14 protein-coding genes are annotated in these 15158 nt (G+C 68.8%); 12 read left to right on the forward strand and 2 right to left on the reverse strand.

From position 1 onward, the window contains the following. Positions 1–2: 2 nt before the first annotated feature. The 3 genes from ACO0M4_RS05070 (at position 3) to ACO0M4_RS05080 (ending at position 2996) form a co-directional block, all read left to right on the forward strand. Positions 3–1271: a sensor histidine kinase gene (locus ACO0M4_RS05070; protein ID WP_430368396.1), complete on the forward strand. Its 1269-nt coding sequence runs from the start codon at positions 3–5 to the stop codon at positions 1269–1271. Between the two features lie 544 nt (positions 1272–1815). Continuing rightward, positions 1816–2118: a DUF4193 domain-containing protein gene (locus tag ACO0M4_RS05075; RefSeq protein WP_016575747.1), complete on the forward strand. Its 303-nt coding sequence runs from the start codon at positions 1816–1818 to the stop codon at positions 2116–2118. 98 nt (positions 2119–2216) lie between these two features. Then, positions 2217–2996, forward strand: a complete 780-nt coding sequence (locus tag ACO0M4_RS05080; RefSeq protein WP_430371248.1) for a hypothetical protein — start codon at positions 2217–2219, stop codon at positions 2994–2996. On the opposite strand, the gene ACO0M4_RS05085 is transcribed toward ACO0M4_RS05080, so the two are convergent. Next, positions 2936–3379: a DUF3093 domain-containing protein gene (locus ACO0M4_RS05085; protein ID WP_430368397.1), complete on the reverse strand. Its 444-nt coding sequence runs from the start codon at positions 3377–3379 to the stop codon at positions 2936–2938. The genes ACO0M4_RS05080 and ACO0M4_RS05085 overlap by 61 nt on opposite strands. Positions 3380–3437: 58 nt before the next feature. On the opposite strand from ACO0M4_RS05085, the gene ACO0M4_RS05090 reads away from it, so the two are divergent. From ACO0M4_RS05090 to ACO0M4_RS05125, 8 genes are all read left to right on the forward strand, one after another. After that, positions 3438–4031, forward strand: coding sequence for a PaaI family thioesterase (locus ACO0M4_RS05090; protein WP_430368398.1), 594 nt, complete (start codon positions 3438–3440; stop codon positions 4029–4031). After that, the gene (dut, locus tag ACO0M4_RS05095; RefSeq protein ID WP_390021903.1) at positions 4028–4549 is read left to right on the forward strand and encodes a dUTP diphosphatase; all 522 of its coding nucleotides are present in this window, start codon (positions 4028–4030) and stop codon (positions 4547–4549) included. Before ACO0M4_RS05090 ends, dut begins: the two co-directional genes overlap by 4 nt. A gap of 1 nt (position 4550) precedes the next feature. After that, a complete protein-coding gene (locus ACO0M4_RS05100; protein WP_430368399.1) occupies positions 4551–5309 on the forward strand; it encodes a DUF3710 domain-containing protein in 759 nt (252 codons plus the stop codon). 340 nt (positions 5310–5649) lie between these two features. Beyond that, positions 5650–5739 (forward strand): K(+)-transporting ATPase subunit F, encoded by a 90-nt coding sequence (gene kdpF / locus ACO0M4_RS05105; protein ID WP_016575741.1) that lies wholly within the window; start codon positions 5650–5652, stop codon positions 5737–5739. Between the two features lie 31 nt (positions 5740–5770). Beyond that, on the forward strand, positions 5771–7447 hold the full coding sequence (gene kdpA, locus ACO0M4_RS05110; protein WP_430371249.1) for a potassium-transporting ATPase subunit KdpA: 1677 nt from the start codon (positions 5771–5773) through the stop codon (positions 7445–7447). Between the two features lie 32 nt (positions 7448–7479). Beyond that, positions 7480–9585 carry a potassium-transporting ATPase subunit KdpB gene (kdpB, locus tag ACO0M4_RS05115; protein ID WP_430371250.1) on the forward strand — a complete coding sequence of 702 codons (2106 nt, stop codon included), beginning with the start codon at positions 7480–7482 and terminating at the stop codon, positions 9583–9585. A gap of 5 nt (positions 9586–9590) precedes the next feature. Then, positions 9591–10253 carry a potassium-transporting ATPase subunit KdpC gene (kdpC, locus tag ACO0M4_RS05120; RefSeq protein ID WP_430368401.1) on the forward strand — a complete coding sequence of 221 codons (663 nt, stop codon included), beginning with the start codon at positions 9591–9593 and terminating at the stop codon, positions 10251–10253. Between the two features lie 513 nt (positions 10254–10766). Next, positions 10767–11444 carry an ABC transporter ATP-binding protein gene (locus tag ACO0M4_RS05125; protein ID WP_430371252.1) on the forward strand — a complete coding sequence of 226 codons (678 nt, stop codon included), beginning with the start codon at positions 10767–10769 and terminating at the stop codon, positions 11442–11444. A gap of 130 nt (positions 11445–11574) precedes the next feature. Here the strand turns inward: ACO0M4_RS05125 and ACO0M4_RS05130 are convergent, their stop codons facing one another. Continuing rightward, a complete protein-coding gene (locus ACO0M4_RS05130; protein ID WP_430368402.1) occupies positions 11575–12150 on the reverse strand; it encodes a GNAT family N-acetyltransferase in 576 nt (191 codons plus the stop codon). 378 nt (positions 12151–12528) lie between these two features. On the opposite strand from ACO0M4_RS05130, the gene ACO0M4_RS05135 reads away from it, so the two are divergent. Next, the gene (locus ACO0M4_RS05135; RefSeq protein ID WP_430368403.1) at positions 12529–15081 is read left to right on the forward strand and encodes a DUF4118 domain-containing protein; all 2553 of its coding nucleotides are present in this window, start codon (positions 12529–12531) and stop codon (positions 15079–15081) included. The last annotated feature ends 77 nt before the right edge of the window (positions 15082–15158 follow it).

Raw genomic sequence — 15158 nt, forward strand, 5'->3', positions numbered from 1 at the left:
CGATGCCCTCCCTCCCCTCGTTCTCCAGCTCCAAGGCCGCACCGCCACCGCCACCGGTCCCGCCCAAACCAGCCTGGGACCCGAAACCGGTCAACGTCCGGCCCTTCCCGTGGCTGCGCCCCACGATCCGGATACGGCTCACGCTGCTGTACGGCGGCATGTTCCTGATGGCCGGCATTGTGCTGCTCACGATCATCTACATGCTGGCCGCGGCCGCTCTGCACGACGGCAGCGCACTGCCGCTGAAGATCCTCGGCGGGAAGTTCCAGTCCACCAGTGACATCTGCGACCTGCCCACCGAGACCTCCGGGGCCCTGCTGCAGGAGGCGGTCAACAACTGCCTGATGCACCAGCGGGCGGTGGCCCTCAACAACCTCCTCAACCGCTCGTTGCTGGCGTTGTTGGGGTTGACGATCGTGGCGTTCGCGTTCGGTTATGCGATGGCGGGGCGGGTGTTGTCGCCGTTGGGGCGGATCACGCGGACCGCGCAGCGGGTGGCGGGGTCGGATCTGCACCGGCGGATCGAGTTGGGGGGTCCGGATGACGAGCTGAAGGAGTTGGCGGACACCTTCGACGAGATGTTGGACCGGTTGGACCGGGCGTTTGAGTCGCAGCGGCGGTTCGTTTCGAACGCGTCGCATGAGTTGCGGACGCCGTTGGCGATCAATCGGACGTTGTTGGAGGTGCAGCTGGCCGATCCGGAGGCTTCGGCGGAGGTGCAGCAGCTGGGGAGGACGCTGTTGGCGACCAATGAGCGCAGTGAGCAGTTGGTGGAGGGGTTGCTGCTGCTGGCGCGTAGTGAGAACAAGATCGTGGACAAGCGTCCGGTGGATCTGTCGGAGGTGGCCTCGCAGGCGGTGGATCAGACCCGGGAGGAGGCGCAGGGCAAGGGGGTGGCGCTGCGGGGGGTGCGGCAGCAGGTGTTCGTGCAGGGCAATGGTGTGCTGCTGGAGCGGATCGCGTTGAACCTCGTGCAGAACGCGGTGCGGTACAACGTGCCCGAGGGGGGCTGGGTGGAGGTGACCACCGAGCCGCAGCCGGGGTGTGCGGTGCTGGTGGTCTCCAATACGGGGCCGGTGGTGCCGGCGTATGAGGTGGAGAACCTCTTCGAGCCGTTCCGGCGGCTGCGCACCGAGCGGACCGGCAGCGACAAGGGCGTCGGCCTGGGCCTGTCCATCGTCCGCTCGGTGGTCCGGGCCCACGACGGCACCATCACCGCCGCACCACGCGAAGGCGGCGGACTCGACATGCGGGTGGTGCTGCCGCTCTGACACCGGCGACAGGGCCCCTGTGTGGCCGCTGGAGGGGCCGCTGGGGCCGCCGGGGACTCCTGGCTACCCACGCGTACAGTCGTCCGCCCGGCGGCCGTACACCCCGATTCCGTCCGTTCCCGGCCGACCTTTTCGGTTTGACGGAACGAGGGCTCTCCGGGGATCCTTCGCCGAGTTCGCTTTGCGCGGAATTCGGCGGGTCCGCCTGCCGCCCTGACCGTGTGTGATCCCTCACAGAGGCTCCATTCCGGCCATCTACCCTCCGTGATCGAAATGCCTGGTGGAAAGCCGGGAAAATCCGGGTTTCCCAGGGCCCTGATCACGGGAAGTACACGTGATGGGCTGCGCGAGGTGCGACATTCGGACCGTGTACGGTCCTGATCGCCATCCAAACCGATCACCTCTTCAGGGGTGCGGTTGGGTGTCGATTGAGTAACAGACCTTGATGTGAGGCAAAATCTCCGCCTCAGGTCGGGCACAAGTCCGGCCTCTCACGCGTTACGAGCGCTGAGACACCGCAGACACCCAGAGGGGGAGAGCGACCATGGCTACGGATTACGACACTCCACGCAAGACCGATGACGACCTCAACGAGGACAGCATCGAAGAACTGAAGTCGCGGCGGAACGACAAGTCCGCCTCGGCCGTAGACGTCGACGAGTTCGAGCAGGCCGAGGGCCTGGAACTCCCCGGCGCCGACCTGTCCAACGAAGAACTCGCGGTCCGCGTCCTGCCCAAGCAGCAGGACGAGTTCACCTGCATGAGCTGCTTCCTGGTCCACCACCGCAGCCAGCTGGCTGCCGAGGACAAGAACGGCAACCCGATCTGCCGCGACTGCGCGGCCTGACCGGTTACGCCGTGCCAGGCGTGAACCCGTTCCGTAAGGGCCACAAGGGCGGCAACGGTCTGGCGGCCGGCGCACGATCACGCGAGGAAACCGCGCCCGTGCCCGCCGACCCGACCGCCCTCCTCGAGGAACGGACGACCGGTGAACTTCAGCGGCGAGGCCGCCCGGCCTCGCTCGCGGGCGCGGCCGTGCGCGGCGCCAGGAAGGGCCGCGACGGCGTACGGTCCGCGCTCGGCGTGATCGCCGACCGGATCATCGCCACCGCCCCCAGGATCCCGGTACGCGACCTCGCCACCTTGCGCGCACACTTCCCCGGACTGACCCCCGAGGAACTCGCCGACAAGTTGGTGGCGGGCGCCTGCGCGGGCACCGCCACTGTAGGCGCGGGCGTCGGCGCAGCCGCCATGCTGCCCGTCCCGCCCGCCATGCCCGCCGAACTCGCCGCTGAGGTCGCCGGCGTCGCCTCGGTGGAGCTCAAACTGATCGCCGAACTCCACGAGGTCTACGGCCTGCGGCCGGCGGGGAACCGCACCCAGCGCGCCACCGCCTACCTGACGTCCTGGACCCAGGAACGCGGCATCGACATCGCCAAACCCGCCTCGCTGAACCTCGCACTCGGCGGGCAGATGAGACGCGAACTGCGCCAGCAGGTCATGAAGCGCACTCTGCGCAACCTGCCCAACCTCACGCCGTTCCTGGTCGGCGCCGCGGTCGGCGCGTTCCTCAACCGCCGCGACACCAGGAAACTCGCCGACAAGATCCGCGCGGACCTCCGCCGCCGCCAGATCCCCTGGGACGTCCTCCCCGCCCCGACCGGTCAGCCGCGCGCCGACGCCAGCGCCGCGACCAGCCGCTCCGGCTCCCGCGTCGACAGATAGGCGTACGGCGTCGGATCCTCGGGATCGGCGATCTCCACCCGCACCGCCGTCGGCACGTAGCTCCGCAGCAGCATGAAGGCCCGTGCATCGGCCTTGTGCGTCCGCCAGGCCAGCGCCTCCGCCGCATCCAGCGCCTGCGCCTCACCCAGTGCCGACACCGGGATCTTCGCCTCCCCCGCGATCAGCGCGCCGCCCACCACCCGGATCCGCACCGAGCCGTACGAGCTCACCGCCACCGCGGACAGCGCCGCGCCGCCGATCAGCCCGCCCAGCATCGGGAGCGTTCCCAAAGGGAGCAGCATCAGGGCACAGGCGACGCCGAGGAGCGCGGCGATCACCCACCAGGAGCGGGGCGCGGTGAGACGTTCTTCGTACGACTGCATGCCCCCAGCTTGGCACGGCGGCATCCGGCCCTTATCCGCGCGGGTAGGGTCTGCACTCGTGAGTGGAACTGACCAACCCAGGACGCGGCTGACGCCCCCCGAGGACGCCACGGCCCCGGTCCGGCACCCGGACGCGCCGGCCCCCGGAGAACTCCTCGGCGCGCACTACGACGGGTGCTTCGGCTGCGGCACGGGCCAGCCCCACGGGCTGCACCTGGAAGCCCGAGCCGGCGACGGCGTGCGCGTCACGGCCGAGTTCACCGTCAAGGAGGCCCACCAGGGAGCACCGGGCCTGGCACACGGCGGAGTACTGGCCACCGCGCTCGATGAGACGCTCGGCTCGTTGAACTGGCTGCTGCGGGTGATCGCGGTGACCGGACGGCTGGAGACCGACTTCGTCACGCCCGTGCCCCTGGGCACGGTGCTGCACCTGGAAGCGCAGGTCACCGCCGTGCACGGCCGGAAGATCTATTCGACGGCGGCCGGCCGGATAGGCGCCCCGGACGGCCCGATCGCGGTCCGCGCCCAGGCCGTGTTCATCGAGGTCAAGGTCGACCACTTCATCGACAACGGAAGGGCCGAGGAGATCCAGGCGGCGATGTCCGACCCGGACCAGGTCAAGCGCGTACGTGCCTTCGAGGTGAACCCGTGAGTCAGCTACGGAATCCGGTGGACGTACTCCTGCGCCGGCTGGACCCGGACGTTCCTGTTCCGTCCTACGCACACCCAGGCGACGCCGGAGTCGACCTGGTGACCACCGAGGCCGCCGAACTGGCACCGGGCGAGCGCACCGTTCTCCCCACCGGCGTTTCGATCGCGCTGCCGGACGGCTACGCGGCGTTCGTGCACCCCCGCTCAGGGCTGGCGGCCCGCTGTGGATTGGCGCTGGTGAATGCCCCCGGGACGGTCGATGCCGGGTACCGTGGAGAGATCAAGGTGATCGTGGTCAATCTGGATCCGCGCGAGAGCGTGCGGTTCGAGAAGTATGACCGGATCGCCCAATTGGTCGTCCAGCAGGTCGAGAAGGTGCGCTTCCACGAGGTGGCGGAACTTCCCGGCTCGGCGCGGGCCGAGGGGGGATTTGGGTCCACCGGCGGTCACAGGGCGGTGGACGGCTCCACGGGCGGGAATGAATACGCAGCGGTCGGTGACGACCGGGAAGGACAGTGACGTGTTCGGACGTCGCAAGAAGAACGAGGCTCCTGTAGAGCCGGCCGAGGACACGGCGCTCGCCGACGAGGCGGAGACCGGCGAGGACGACGCGACGCAACAGCGGCTCAATCTCCCGCCCGCGCCGCGCCCCGACGGCCCCTGGGACCTGTCGGAGGTCAAGGAGCCCGGCGAGGGCCGGGTCGACCTCGGCGGCCTCTACGTGCCCGGTGTCGAAGGCATGGAACTGCGCGTCGAGGTCGCCGGTGACGCGATCGTGGCCGCGACCGTGGTCCTCCAGGACAGCGCCGTGCAACTGCAGGCGTTCGCGGCCCCCAAGAACGAGGGCATCTGGGGCGAGGTCCGCGCGGAGATCGCCGCGGGCATCACGCAGCAGGGCGGCGTCATCGACGAGGCCGAAGGCCCGCTGGGCTGGGAACTGCGCGCCCAGGTACCCGTGCAACTGCCGGACGGCACCAACGGCGTCCAGGTCGTGCGCTTCGTCGGCATCGACGGCCCGCGCTGGTTCCTGCGCGGAGTGATCTCCGGACAGGGCGCGGTGCAGCCGCAGGCCGCGGGTGTACTGGAGCACATCTTCCGGGACACCGTCATCGTCCGCGGCGAGGGCCCGATGGCACCCCGCGACCCGATCGTCCTCAAGCTGCCCGACGACGCCCAGATGGTGCCCGACGGCGTGCAGCAGGAGCCGGCCCAGGGGTCGCGCTTCGGCGGCGGCGTGGAGCGCCTGGAACGCGGACCGGAGATCACCGAGATCCGCTGACCCACCACGGCACGGCACGGCGCAAGGCCGCACCGTGCCAAAACGCCACCGCGGCGGCTCAATCGTGACGGTCACAAGGGGCCGTACTCCCATACAGGGGGTACGGCCCCTCAGTGTTTACGCAGGTCAGGTCGGGAAGCGTAAGAAAACCGTCAACGGAACGCTAATGGCCGTAAGGGAGGCGTCAACAGCGTTCAAGCGGCGGAAGAACGGCGCTTTGCTCTAGGGGTCCCATTCCGTCTGCCCATCTAGGAGCAACGATGGCCGACGTGGCCTTCGTCGTCGTCACCCTCGCGGTCTTCGCTGCGGTGGCTCTCGTCGCCAAGGGGGTGACGAAGCTGTGACCATCGAGAACATCGTCGGCCTCATCGTGGCCGTCGCCCTCCTCGGCTACCTGGTCCTCGCCCTCGTCTTCCCGGAGAGGTTCTGAGGTGTCGACAGCTGCCACCGCAGCGGGCCACATGAGCCCCGCTCTCGCGGGCGTCCTCCAGCTCACAGCGCTCATCGCAGCGCTCGCCCTGGTGTACCGCCCCCTCGGCGACTACATGGCCGCCGTCTACAGCTCCCCCCGCCACCTGCGCGTGGAAAAGGTCATCTACCGCTGCATAGGCGCCAACGCAGAGACCCAAATGCGCTGGCCCGCCTACCTCCGCGGAGTCCTCGCCTTCTCCCTCGCCGGGGTGCTCTTCCTCTACCTCCTCCAGCGCCTCCAGGGACACCTCCCACTCTCCCTCGGATTCGCCTCGATCAGCCCCGACCAGGCGTTCAACACCGCCGCCTCCTTCGTCGCCAACACCAACTGGCAGTCCTACAGCGGCGAACAGGCCATGGGCCACGTCGTCCAGACCGCCGGCCTCGCGGTACAGAACTTCGTCTCCGCCGCCACCGGCATGGCCGTCGCCATCGCCCTCGTCCGCGGCTTCGCCCGCTCCCGCACCGGCGAACTCGGCAACTTCTGGGCCGACCTCGTACGCGGCACCATCCGCGTCCTGATCCCCATCTCCATCATCGGCGCCCTCGTCCTCGTCGCCTGTGGAGCCCTCCAGAACTTCTCCGGCATCCACGAAGTCGGCCAGTTCATGGGCGGCGCCCAACAGACCAACGGCGGCGCCGTCGCCTCCCAGGAAGTCATCAAGGAACTCGGAACCAACGGCGGCGGCTACTTCAACGCCAACTCCGCCCACCCCTTCGAGAACCCCAACGCCTTCACCAACCTCTTCGAGATCTTCCTGATCCTCGTCATCCCCTTCGCGCTCACCCGCACCTTCGGCAAGCTCGTCGGGAACGTGAAGCAGGGCTACGCCATCCTCGCCACCATGGCCATCATCTGGCTGGGCTTCACCGCCCTCATGATGTGGAGCGAATTCGCCCACAGCGGCCCCGCACTCCAGGCCGCCGGCGCCGCCATGGAAGGCAAGGAAAACCGGTTCGGCGTAGGCGCCTCCGCGATCTTCTCCGTCGCCACCACCCTCACCTCAACCGGAGCCGTGGACTCCTTCCACTCCTCCTTCACCGCATTCGGCGGCGGCATCCAACTCCTCGGCATGATGCTCGGCGAAATCGCCCCCGGCGGCGTCGGATCCGGCCTCTACGGCATGCTCGTCATGGCCGTCATCGCCGTCTTCATCGCCGGACTCATGGTCGGCCGCACCCCCGAATACCTCGGCAAGAAGATCGGCACCCGCCAGATCAAACTCGCCGCCTGCTACATCCTCATCACGCCGACACTGGTACTCGGCTTCACCGCCGCCGCCATGGTCCTCCCCGACGCCCTGGGCTCCATGCTCAACACCAAGGCACTCGGCGCCGGACCCCACGGCTTCTCCGAAGTCCTCTACGCCTACACCTCAGGCGCCAACAACAACGGCTCCGCCTTCGCCGGACTCAACGCCAACACCCCCTGGTACAACACCACGATCGGCCTGGCCATGCTGCTCGGCCGCTTCCTCCCCATGGTGTTCGTGCTCGCCCTCGCCGGCTCACTCGCCGAACAGCAACCGGTCCCCGAGACCGCGGGCACCCTCCGTACCGAAAAGCCGCTCTTCGCCGGGCTGCTCGTCGGCACGATCCTGATCATCACCGGTCTGACCTACTTCCCGGCACTCGCCCTCGGGCCGCTGGCGGAGGGCCTGTCATGACCGCCCCCGTGAAACCGGAGGAGCACGGCTCCATGTCCACCGCCACACCGACCCGCGCTCCAGAACAGGACGCCAACGGCGGCCACCAGTCCGGCGACGGCCGCGTGGGCGGCGGCCTCTTCGACCCCAAGCAACTGGTCACCTCACTGCCGGACGCCCTGCGCAAACTCGACCCACGGGTGATGATCAAATCCCCCGTCATGTTCGTCGTCGAGGTCGGCTCCGTCCTCACCACGATATTCGCCTGCGCCTCACCCGCCGACTGGTTCGGCTGGGCCATCGCCGTCTGGCTCTGGCTCACCGTCATCTTCGCCAACCTCGCCGAAGCCGTCGCCGAAGGCCGCGGCAAGGCACAGGCCGACACCCTCCGCAAAGCCAAGACCGACACCGTCGCCCGCCGCCTCAACGGCACCGACGAAGAACGCGTACCCGGCACCGAACTCCGCGTCGGCGACCTCGTCGTCTGCGAAGCCGGAGACATCATCCCCGGAGACGGCGACGTCGTCGAAGGCGTCGCATCGGTGGACGAATCCGCGATCACCGGTGAATCGGCCCCGGTCATCCGGGAATCCGGCGGCGACCGCTCCGCCGTCACCGGCGGCACCAAGGTGCTCTCCGACCGCATCGTCATCAAGATCATGACGAAGCCCGGCGAGACCTTCATCGACCGGATGATCAACCTCGTCGAAGGCGCCGCACGACAGAAGACCCCCAACGAGATCGCGCTGAACATCCTCCTCGCGTCCCTCACCATCGTCTTCCTGCTGGCCGTCGTCACCCTCCAACCGTTCGCCATCTACGCCGGCGCCGAACAGCCCATGATCGTGCTGCTCGCCCTGCTGGTCTGCCTCATCCCCACCACCATCGGCGCCCTCCTCTCCGCCATCGGCATCGCCGGAATGGACCGCCTCGTCCAACGCAACGTCCTCGCCATGTCCGGACGCGCCGTCGAAGCAGCAGGCGATGTATCGACATTGCTGCTCGACAAGACCGGCACCATCACCTACGGCAACCGCCGCGCCGCCGAGTTCGTCCCCGTCCACGGCGCCACCGAGGAAGAACTCGCCGACGCCGCCCAACTGTCCTCACTCGCCGACGAAACCCCCGAAGGGCGCTCCGTCGTCGAACTCGCCAAAGAGAAGTACGCACTGCGCGAGGGTGAGTTCAGCGTCGACACGTTGACGGGCGCCGAATGGATCCCGTTCACCGCACAGACCCGGATGTCCGGCGTCGACGTCGACGGCCGCAAGATCCGCAAGGGTGCCACCGGCTCCGTCCTCGCCTGGGTCCAGGAACGCGGCGGCAACAACAGCGACGACGCCCAGCAACTCGCCGACACCATCTCCCAGGCCGGCGGCACCCCCCTGCTCGTCGCCCTGGAAGACGAGAGCGGCCCCCGCGTCCTCGGCGTCATCCACCTCAAGGACGTCGTCAAGGACGGCATGCGCGAACGCTTCGCCGAACTCCGCAAGATGGGCATCAAAACGGTCATGATCACGGGCGACAACCCGCTGACCGCCAAGGCCATCGCCGAGGAAGCCGGCGTCGACGACTTCCTCGCCGAAGCCACGCCCGAAGACAAGATGGCGCTCATCAAGCGCGAACAGGCCGGCGGCAAACTCGTCGCCATGACCGGCGACGGCACCAACGACGCCCCCGCCCTCGCCCAGGCCGACGTCGGCGTCGCCATGAACACCGGCACCTCGGCCGCCAAGGAGGCCGGGAACATGGTGGACCTGGACTCCAACCCGACGAAGCTCATCGAGATCGTCGAGATCGGCAAGCAACTCCTCATCACCCGAGGCGCCCTGACGACCTTCTCGATCGCCAATGACGTCGCGAAGTACTTCGCGATCATCCCCGCGATGTTCGCCGTGGCCTACCCCGGCCTCGACACCCTCAACATCATGCGGCTGCACAGCTCCCAGACCGCGATCCTGTCCGCGATCATCTTCAACGCGCTGATCATCGTCGCCCTGGTGCCGCTCTCCCTCAAGGGCGTCCAGTACCGACCCGTCAGCGCCGACAAGATGCTCCGCCGCAACCTCGCCGTCTACGGACTCGGCGGCCTCATCGCACCCTTCATCGGCATCAAAATCATCGACCTGCTCATCTCCCTCATCCCCGGAATCGGGTGACCGCCATGAACAACTCCGTACGCAACACCGCCCGGTTGCTGACAGCGGGCCTGCGCGCCCTGCTCGTCCTGACCGTGGTCTGCGGCGTGATCTACCCCCTGGTGGTCACCGGAGTCGCCCAGGCCGCCTTCCCTGGCAAGGCCAACGGATCCGAGGTCACCTCCCACGGCAAGGTCGTCGGCTCCTCCCTCATCGGCCAGCGCTACGACAAGGGCACCGACAAAAAGGGCAACCCGATCCCCGACCTCCGCTACTTCCAGCCCCGACCCTCGGCCGGCCTGGGGAGCAACCGCACCAACGGCGTCAACACCCAGTACGACCTCCAGGTCTCCGGAGCCTCCAACCTGGGCGCCACCAACACCGACCTCGTCAAGGCCATCAAGGAACGCAAGCAGTGGGTCGCCACCACCTACGGCGTCCCCGAGTCACAGGTACCGGCCGACGCCGTGACCTCCTCCGGCTCCGGCCTCGACCCGGACATCTCACCCGAGTACGCACTCCTCCAGGCTAACCGCGTCGCCAAGGAGAACCACCTCCCCGCCGACAAGGTCAAGCAGCTCGTCGAGGACCACACCCAGGGACGCCAACTGGGCTTCATGGGAGAGCCCGGGGTCAACGTCCTGGACCTGAACGTGGCACTCCGGGACCTGGCACAGACACGCCGGTGACGGACGCCGGCTTACGGACACACCACACGCGGTGCACCACCGTCACACACGAGGGCGGCCCCGGGGATGACCTTTCCCGGGGCCGCCCCTTTGCATGACTTGGTGTGCGCCGCGGACCACCGACACCCCTTGCTGACAGGCGAACCCGCACGGGGAACCCAGGCACCCGGGATCACGGCCCGAGGGCGACATCTGACACGGGGCCGTGACGGCACGCGGGCCGGCCGAACCACACCTGACCTGCCCCTCCCTGAGTTATCCACAGGCATTGCCGGCCCGTGCGCCCCATCCTCATACTGTTTCGCAACGGGCACACAACACACCAATGAAGACAACCGGTTGTCCCTCCGGCGAAACTAACTGTGGGACATGCAAGGCGAGTTGGAGGGCTCCAGCGGCACAGGAGCTAAGACCAGAGCGGGGGAACCACCCACCATGAACGGGAACAGCGAGACAAACGGCGGGACGACGACCGCGGGTACGGCCGTCGCCGACGCAGTGCCGGCGGAGACGATGGTCCTCGTCGAGGACCTGCACCGGACCTACGGCACCGGAGCGGGCGCCGTACACGCCCTGCGCGGAGTGACGTGCCGCATCCCGCACGGCGAAATGGTCGCCCTGCGCGGCCGCTCAGGATCCGGCAAGACCACCCTCCTCAACCTCATCGGCGGCCTGGACACCCCGGACTCCGGACGGATCACCGTCGACGGCACACCCCTGGCCGACCTCGGAGAAAACGAACTACTGGCGATGCGCCGCGACCGCATCGGCTTCGTCTTCCAGTCCTTCGGACTGATACCGATACTCAGCGCCGCCGAGAACGTCGGGGTGCCGCTGAGGCTGCGGAAGGTCCCACCGCGGGAGCGCGAAGCGCGCGTCGCACTCCTGCTGTCCCTGGTGGGCCTCGCCGACCACGCCACCCAGCGTCCCGGGGAGCTCTCCGGCGGCCAACAGCAACGCGTCGCCATAGCGCGTGCCCTCGCCAACCGTCCCGCCCTGCTCATCGCCGACGAGCCGACGGGACAACTGGACACCGAAACCGGCCTGCAGGTGATGGAACTGCTCCGCGCCGTCGTCCGCAGTGAGCGCGTGACGGCGCTGGTCGCCACACACGACACCACCCTCCTCACCCTCGCCGACCGGGTGCTGGAGCTGGACGACGGGGTGGTCACGGTGGCGGGGGAGGGGTGAACGGAGGAGGAGGGGCGTGACGTGGGGGCGGGGCCGGGGGCGCGGGGTGGGGGAGGGGCGGGGGGAGCCCCCCAAGGGCAACGGCAGCCGAGAGATCCTCTCCCCTCACCCCAGCCACCCCACCACCCCCTCACCACACATCCCCCTCCCGCCAATCACACGTCAGATCACCTCCGAGGTCCAACGACACCGACGTGGCCAGGACGTACAGGGCGCCGTCCTCGTCGGGTGTGCGTTGGACGCCGTCGGGGGTGAGGGCGGAGGAGGGGCCGCGCCATAGTTGCCAGCCGCGGGTGGCGTAGAAGGTGGCGGCGTTGTCGGCGGCGCCGAGTGCGCCGAGGTCGTAGGCGTTGTGGATCACTCGTTCCAGGGCGGCCATCATGGCGGCGCCGTGGCCGCGTCCGCGGCGGTCCGCGCGGACGCCGACGCCCTCCACGTAGCCGCAGCGCAGTGCCCGGCCGTTGTGCAGCAGTCGGCGTTGGACGACGGCGGCGTGCCCGATCAGTTCGCCTTCTTCGTGGACGAGGGCGTGCAGGCCGCCGAGCGCGTGTTCCCAGTCTTCGGCGGTCATGTCGTCGAAGACGTCGTAGAGGAGGATCCGGGCGGCCGTGAGGGTGGCGGCGTCGAGGTCGGCGGTGTGGGCTAGGCGTACCTCGGTCGTGCCGGCGGGGCGTTCGGCGGGGGTGGGGGTGGGGGTGCGGGTCATGGGAGGCATCGTCGCAGGGGGTACCGGCGGGAGCGACGGCTTTGTTTCGGCCAACAGGCGGGCCAACGGACGGTCGGGGTCGACCAAGGGGCGGCCGCGGTACGGCCCGTGGTGCCGGCGGCGGGGGCGCCTCCGGGGATGCCCGGGCCATACGTGTCGCGCCCGCGTCGGCACCTGAGTCGTGCCTGCGTCGCGGCGGTGTCGCGCCCGTGTCGCAGGGTCCGCGACCCCCGATCGGCCCCTCCCGTAGCCCTGTATCAGAGTCGCGTCAAGACCGGGCGGAAAGCCGCTACCTGGGCGTTTTTCGGGGTGAACGGTCGGTAGGGTCGCATCAGGTCAAGCCCGGTGGGGGCGACCTTCACGTAAGACAATGGGGCCATGGCACGCGGCAAGCTACGGATATATCTCGGCGCAGCACCGGGCGTCGGCAAGACGTACGCGATGCTGTCCGAGGCACACCGGCGTGTGGAGCGCGGTACGGACGCCGTGGTGGCGTTCGTCGAGCACCATGGCAGGCCCCGTACGGAAGTCATGCTGCACGGGCTGGAGCAGGTCCAGCGGCGGGAGCTGGAGTATCGCGGTTCGGCGTTCACCGAGATGGACGTCGATGCGGTGCTGGAGCGCAAGCCGGCCGTGGCGCTGGTCGACGAGTTGGCGCACACCAACGTTCCGGGGTCTCGCAACGGCAAGCGTTGGCAGGACGTCGAGGAGTTGCTGGAAGCCGGGATCACGGTGATCTCGACGGTGAACATCCAGCACCTGGAGTCGCTCGGGGACGTCGTCGAGTCGATAACGGGCGTGCGGCAGCGCGAGACGGTGCCGGACGAGATCGTTCGGCGGGCCGATCAGATCGAGTTGGTCGACATGTCGCCGCAGGCGATCCGGCGGCGGATGGCGCACGGCAACATCTACCAGTCGGACAAGGTCGATGCGGCGCTGTCGAACTACTTCCGGCCGGGGAACCTCACCGCGCTGCGGGAGCTGGCGCTGCTGTGGGTGGCCGACCGGGTGGACGAGTACCTCCAGGAGTACCGGGCGGAGCATTCGATCCGTTCGACCTGGCAGGCGCGGGAGCGGATCGTCGTCGGGCTGACTGGTGGGCCGGAGGGGCGGACGTTGATCCGTCGGGCCGCCCGGATGGCCGCGAAGGGGTCGGGCAGTGAGGTGCTCGCCGTCTACATAGCCCGTAGTGACGGGTTGACCTCGGCGTCGCCGAAGGAGCTGGCCGATCAGCGGACGCTGGTGGAGGATCTGGGCGGGACGTTTCATCACGTCATCGGTGATGACATACCGAGTGCGTTGTTGGAGTTCGCCCGGGGGGTGAACGCGACCCAGATCGTGCTGGGGTCGAGCCGCCGTAAGGCGTGGCAGTACGTCTTCGGGCCGGGTGTGGGGGCGACGGTGGCCCGGGAATCCGGGCCGGACCTCGATGTGCACATCGTGACGCACGAAGAGGTCGCCAAGGGCCGGGGGCTGCCGGTGGCGCGGGGGGCGCGGCTGGGGCGGGCGCGGATCATCGCCGGCTGGCTGGTCGGGGTGGGTGGTCCGACGTTGCTGTCGCTGCTGCTCACCAAGCTCTCGAACGGTCCGGGGCTGGCCAATGACGTGTTGTTGTTCCTGTTCCTGACGGTGGTGGCGGCGCTGCTCGGTGGGCAGTTGCCGGCGTTGGCGTCGGCGGCGGTCGGGTCGCTGCTGTTGAACTTCTACTTCACTCCGCCCACTCATACGCTCACGGTCAGTGATCCGAAGAACATCGTGGCGATCGTGATCTTCTTCGCGGTGGCGGTGTCGGTGGCGTCGGTGGTGGATCTGGCTGCCCGGCGGACGCATCAGGCGGCGCGGTTGCGGGCGGAGTCGGAGATCCTGTCGTTCCTGGCGGGGAGTGTGCTGCGTGGTGAGACCACGTTGGACGCGCTGCTGGAGCGGGTGCGGGAGACGTTCGGGATGGACACCGTGGCGTTGCTGGAGCGGCGCAGCGATGTGGATCCGTGGACGTGCGCGGGGCGCGCGGGTGGTGGCAGTGGGGCGCCGCTGGCGCGTCCGGAGGATGCGGACGTGGACATGCCGGTGGGTGACCACATGGCGTTGGCGCTGACCGGTCGGGTGTTGCCGGCGGAGGACCGTCGGGTGTTGGCGGCGTTCGCCGCGCAGGCCGCGGTGGTGCTGGATCGGCAGCGGCTGGTGGGGGAGGCCGAGCTGGCTCGGGAGCTGGCGGAGGGGAACCGGATCCGGACGGCGTTGTTGGCGGCGGTCAGTCATGATCTGCGGACGCCGTTGGCGAGCATCAAGGCGTCGGTGACGTCGTTGCGGTCGGACGATGTGGCGTGGTCGGAGGAGGACGAGGCGGAGCTGCTGGAGGGGATCGAGGCGGGTGCTGACCGGCTCGATCATCTGGTGGGGAATCTGCTGGACATGTCCCGGTTGCAGACGGGGACGGTGACGCCGCTGATTCGGGAGATCGACCTCGACGAGGTGGTGCCGATGGCGCTGGGTGGGGTTCCGGAGGGCAGTGTCACGTTGGACATCCCGGAGGAGCTGCCGATGGTGGCGGTGGATCCGGGGCTGCTGGAGCGGTCGGTGGCCAATCTGGTGGAGAACGCCGTGAAGTACAGCCCGGACGGTGAGGTGGTGCTGGTGTCGGCCAGTGCGCTCGGTGACCGGGTGGAGTTGCGGATCGCGGACCGGGGTCCGGGTGTGCCGGACAGTGCGAAGGACCGGATCTTCGAGCCGTTCCAGCGGTACGGGGATGCTCCTCGGGGTGCCGGGGTGGGGTTGGGTTTGGCCGTGGCACGTGGTTTCGCGGAGGCGATCGGCGGGACGTTGGCGGCGGAGGATACTCCGGGGGGTGGGATGACGATGGTGCTGACGTTGCGGGCCGCTGCGGGTGTTGCGCCGGTCCGTCCTGATCTTCCGGCGCAGGCGACGACATGAGTCGAGATCACGGCGGGCGTATCTGCGGCGGGATGCGGCTGTGTTCCGGTGACGGTGCGTGTCCGCCGCGCGGCCCG

The sequence above is a fragment of the Streptomyces sp. RGM 3693 genome (assembly GCF_050471125.1).
GTDB lineage: Bacteria > Actinomycetota > Actinomycetes > Streptomycetales > Streptomycetaceae > Streptomyces.

Bases quoted from the DNA above. Each gene is read 5' to 3' on its own strand.
- ACO0M4_RS05070 (WP_430368396.1), top strand. From the start codon at position 3: ATGCCCTCCCTCCCCTCGTTCTCCAGCTCCAAGGCCGCACCGCCACCG.
- ACO0M4_RS05075 (WP_016575747.1), top strand. From the start codon at position 1,816: ATGGCTACGGATTACGACACTCCACGCAAGACCGATGACGACCTCAAC.
- ACO0M4_RS05085 (WP_430368397.1), bottom strand. From the start codon at position 3,379: ATGCAGTCGTACGAAGAACGTCTCACCGCGCCCCGCTCCTGGTGGGTG.
- kdpA (WP_430371249.1), top strand. From the start codon at position 5,771: ATGAGCCCCGCTCTCGCGGGCGTCCTCCAGCTCACAGCGCTCATCGCA.
- kdpB (WP_430371250.1), top strand. From the start codon at position 7,480: ATGTCCACCGCCACACCGACCCGCGCTCCAGAACAGGACGCCAACGGC.
- kdpC (WP_430368401.1), top strand. From the start codon at position 9,591: ATGAACAACTCCGTACGCAACACCGCCCGGTTGCTGACAGCGGGCCTG.
- ACO0M4_RS05125 (WP_430371252.1), top strand. From the start codon at position 10,767: ATGGTCCTCGTCGAGGACCTGCACCGGACCTACGGCACCGGAGCGGGC.
- ACO0M4_RS05130 (WP_430368402.1), bottom strand. From the start codon at position 12,150: ATGACCCGCACCCCCACCCCCACCCCCGCCGAACGCCCCGCCGGCACG.
- ACO0M4_RS05135 (WP_430368403.1), top strand. From the start codon at position 12,529: ATGGCACGCGGCAAGCTACGGATATATCTCGGCGCAGCACCGGGCGTC.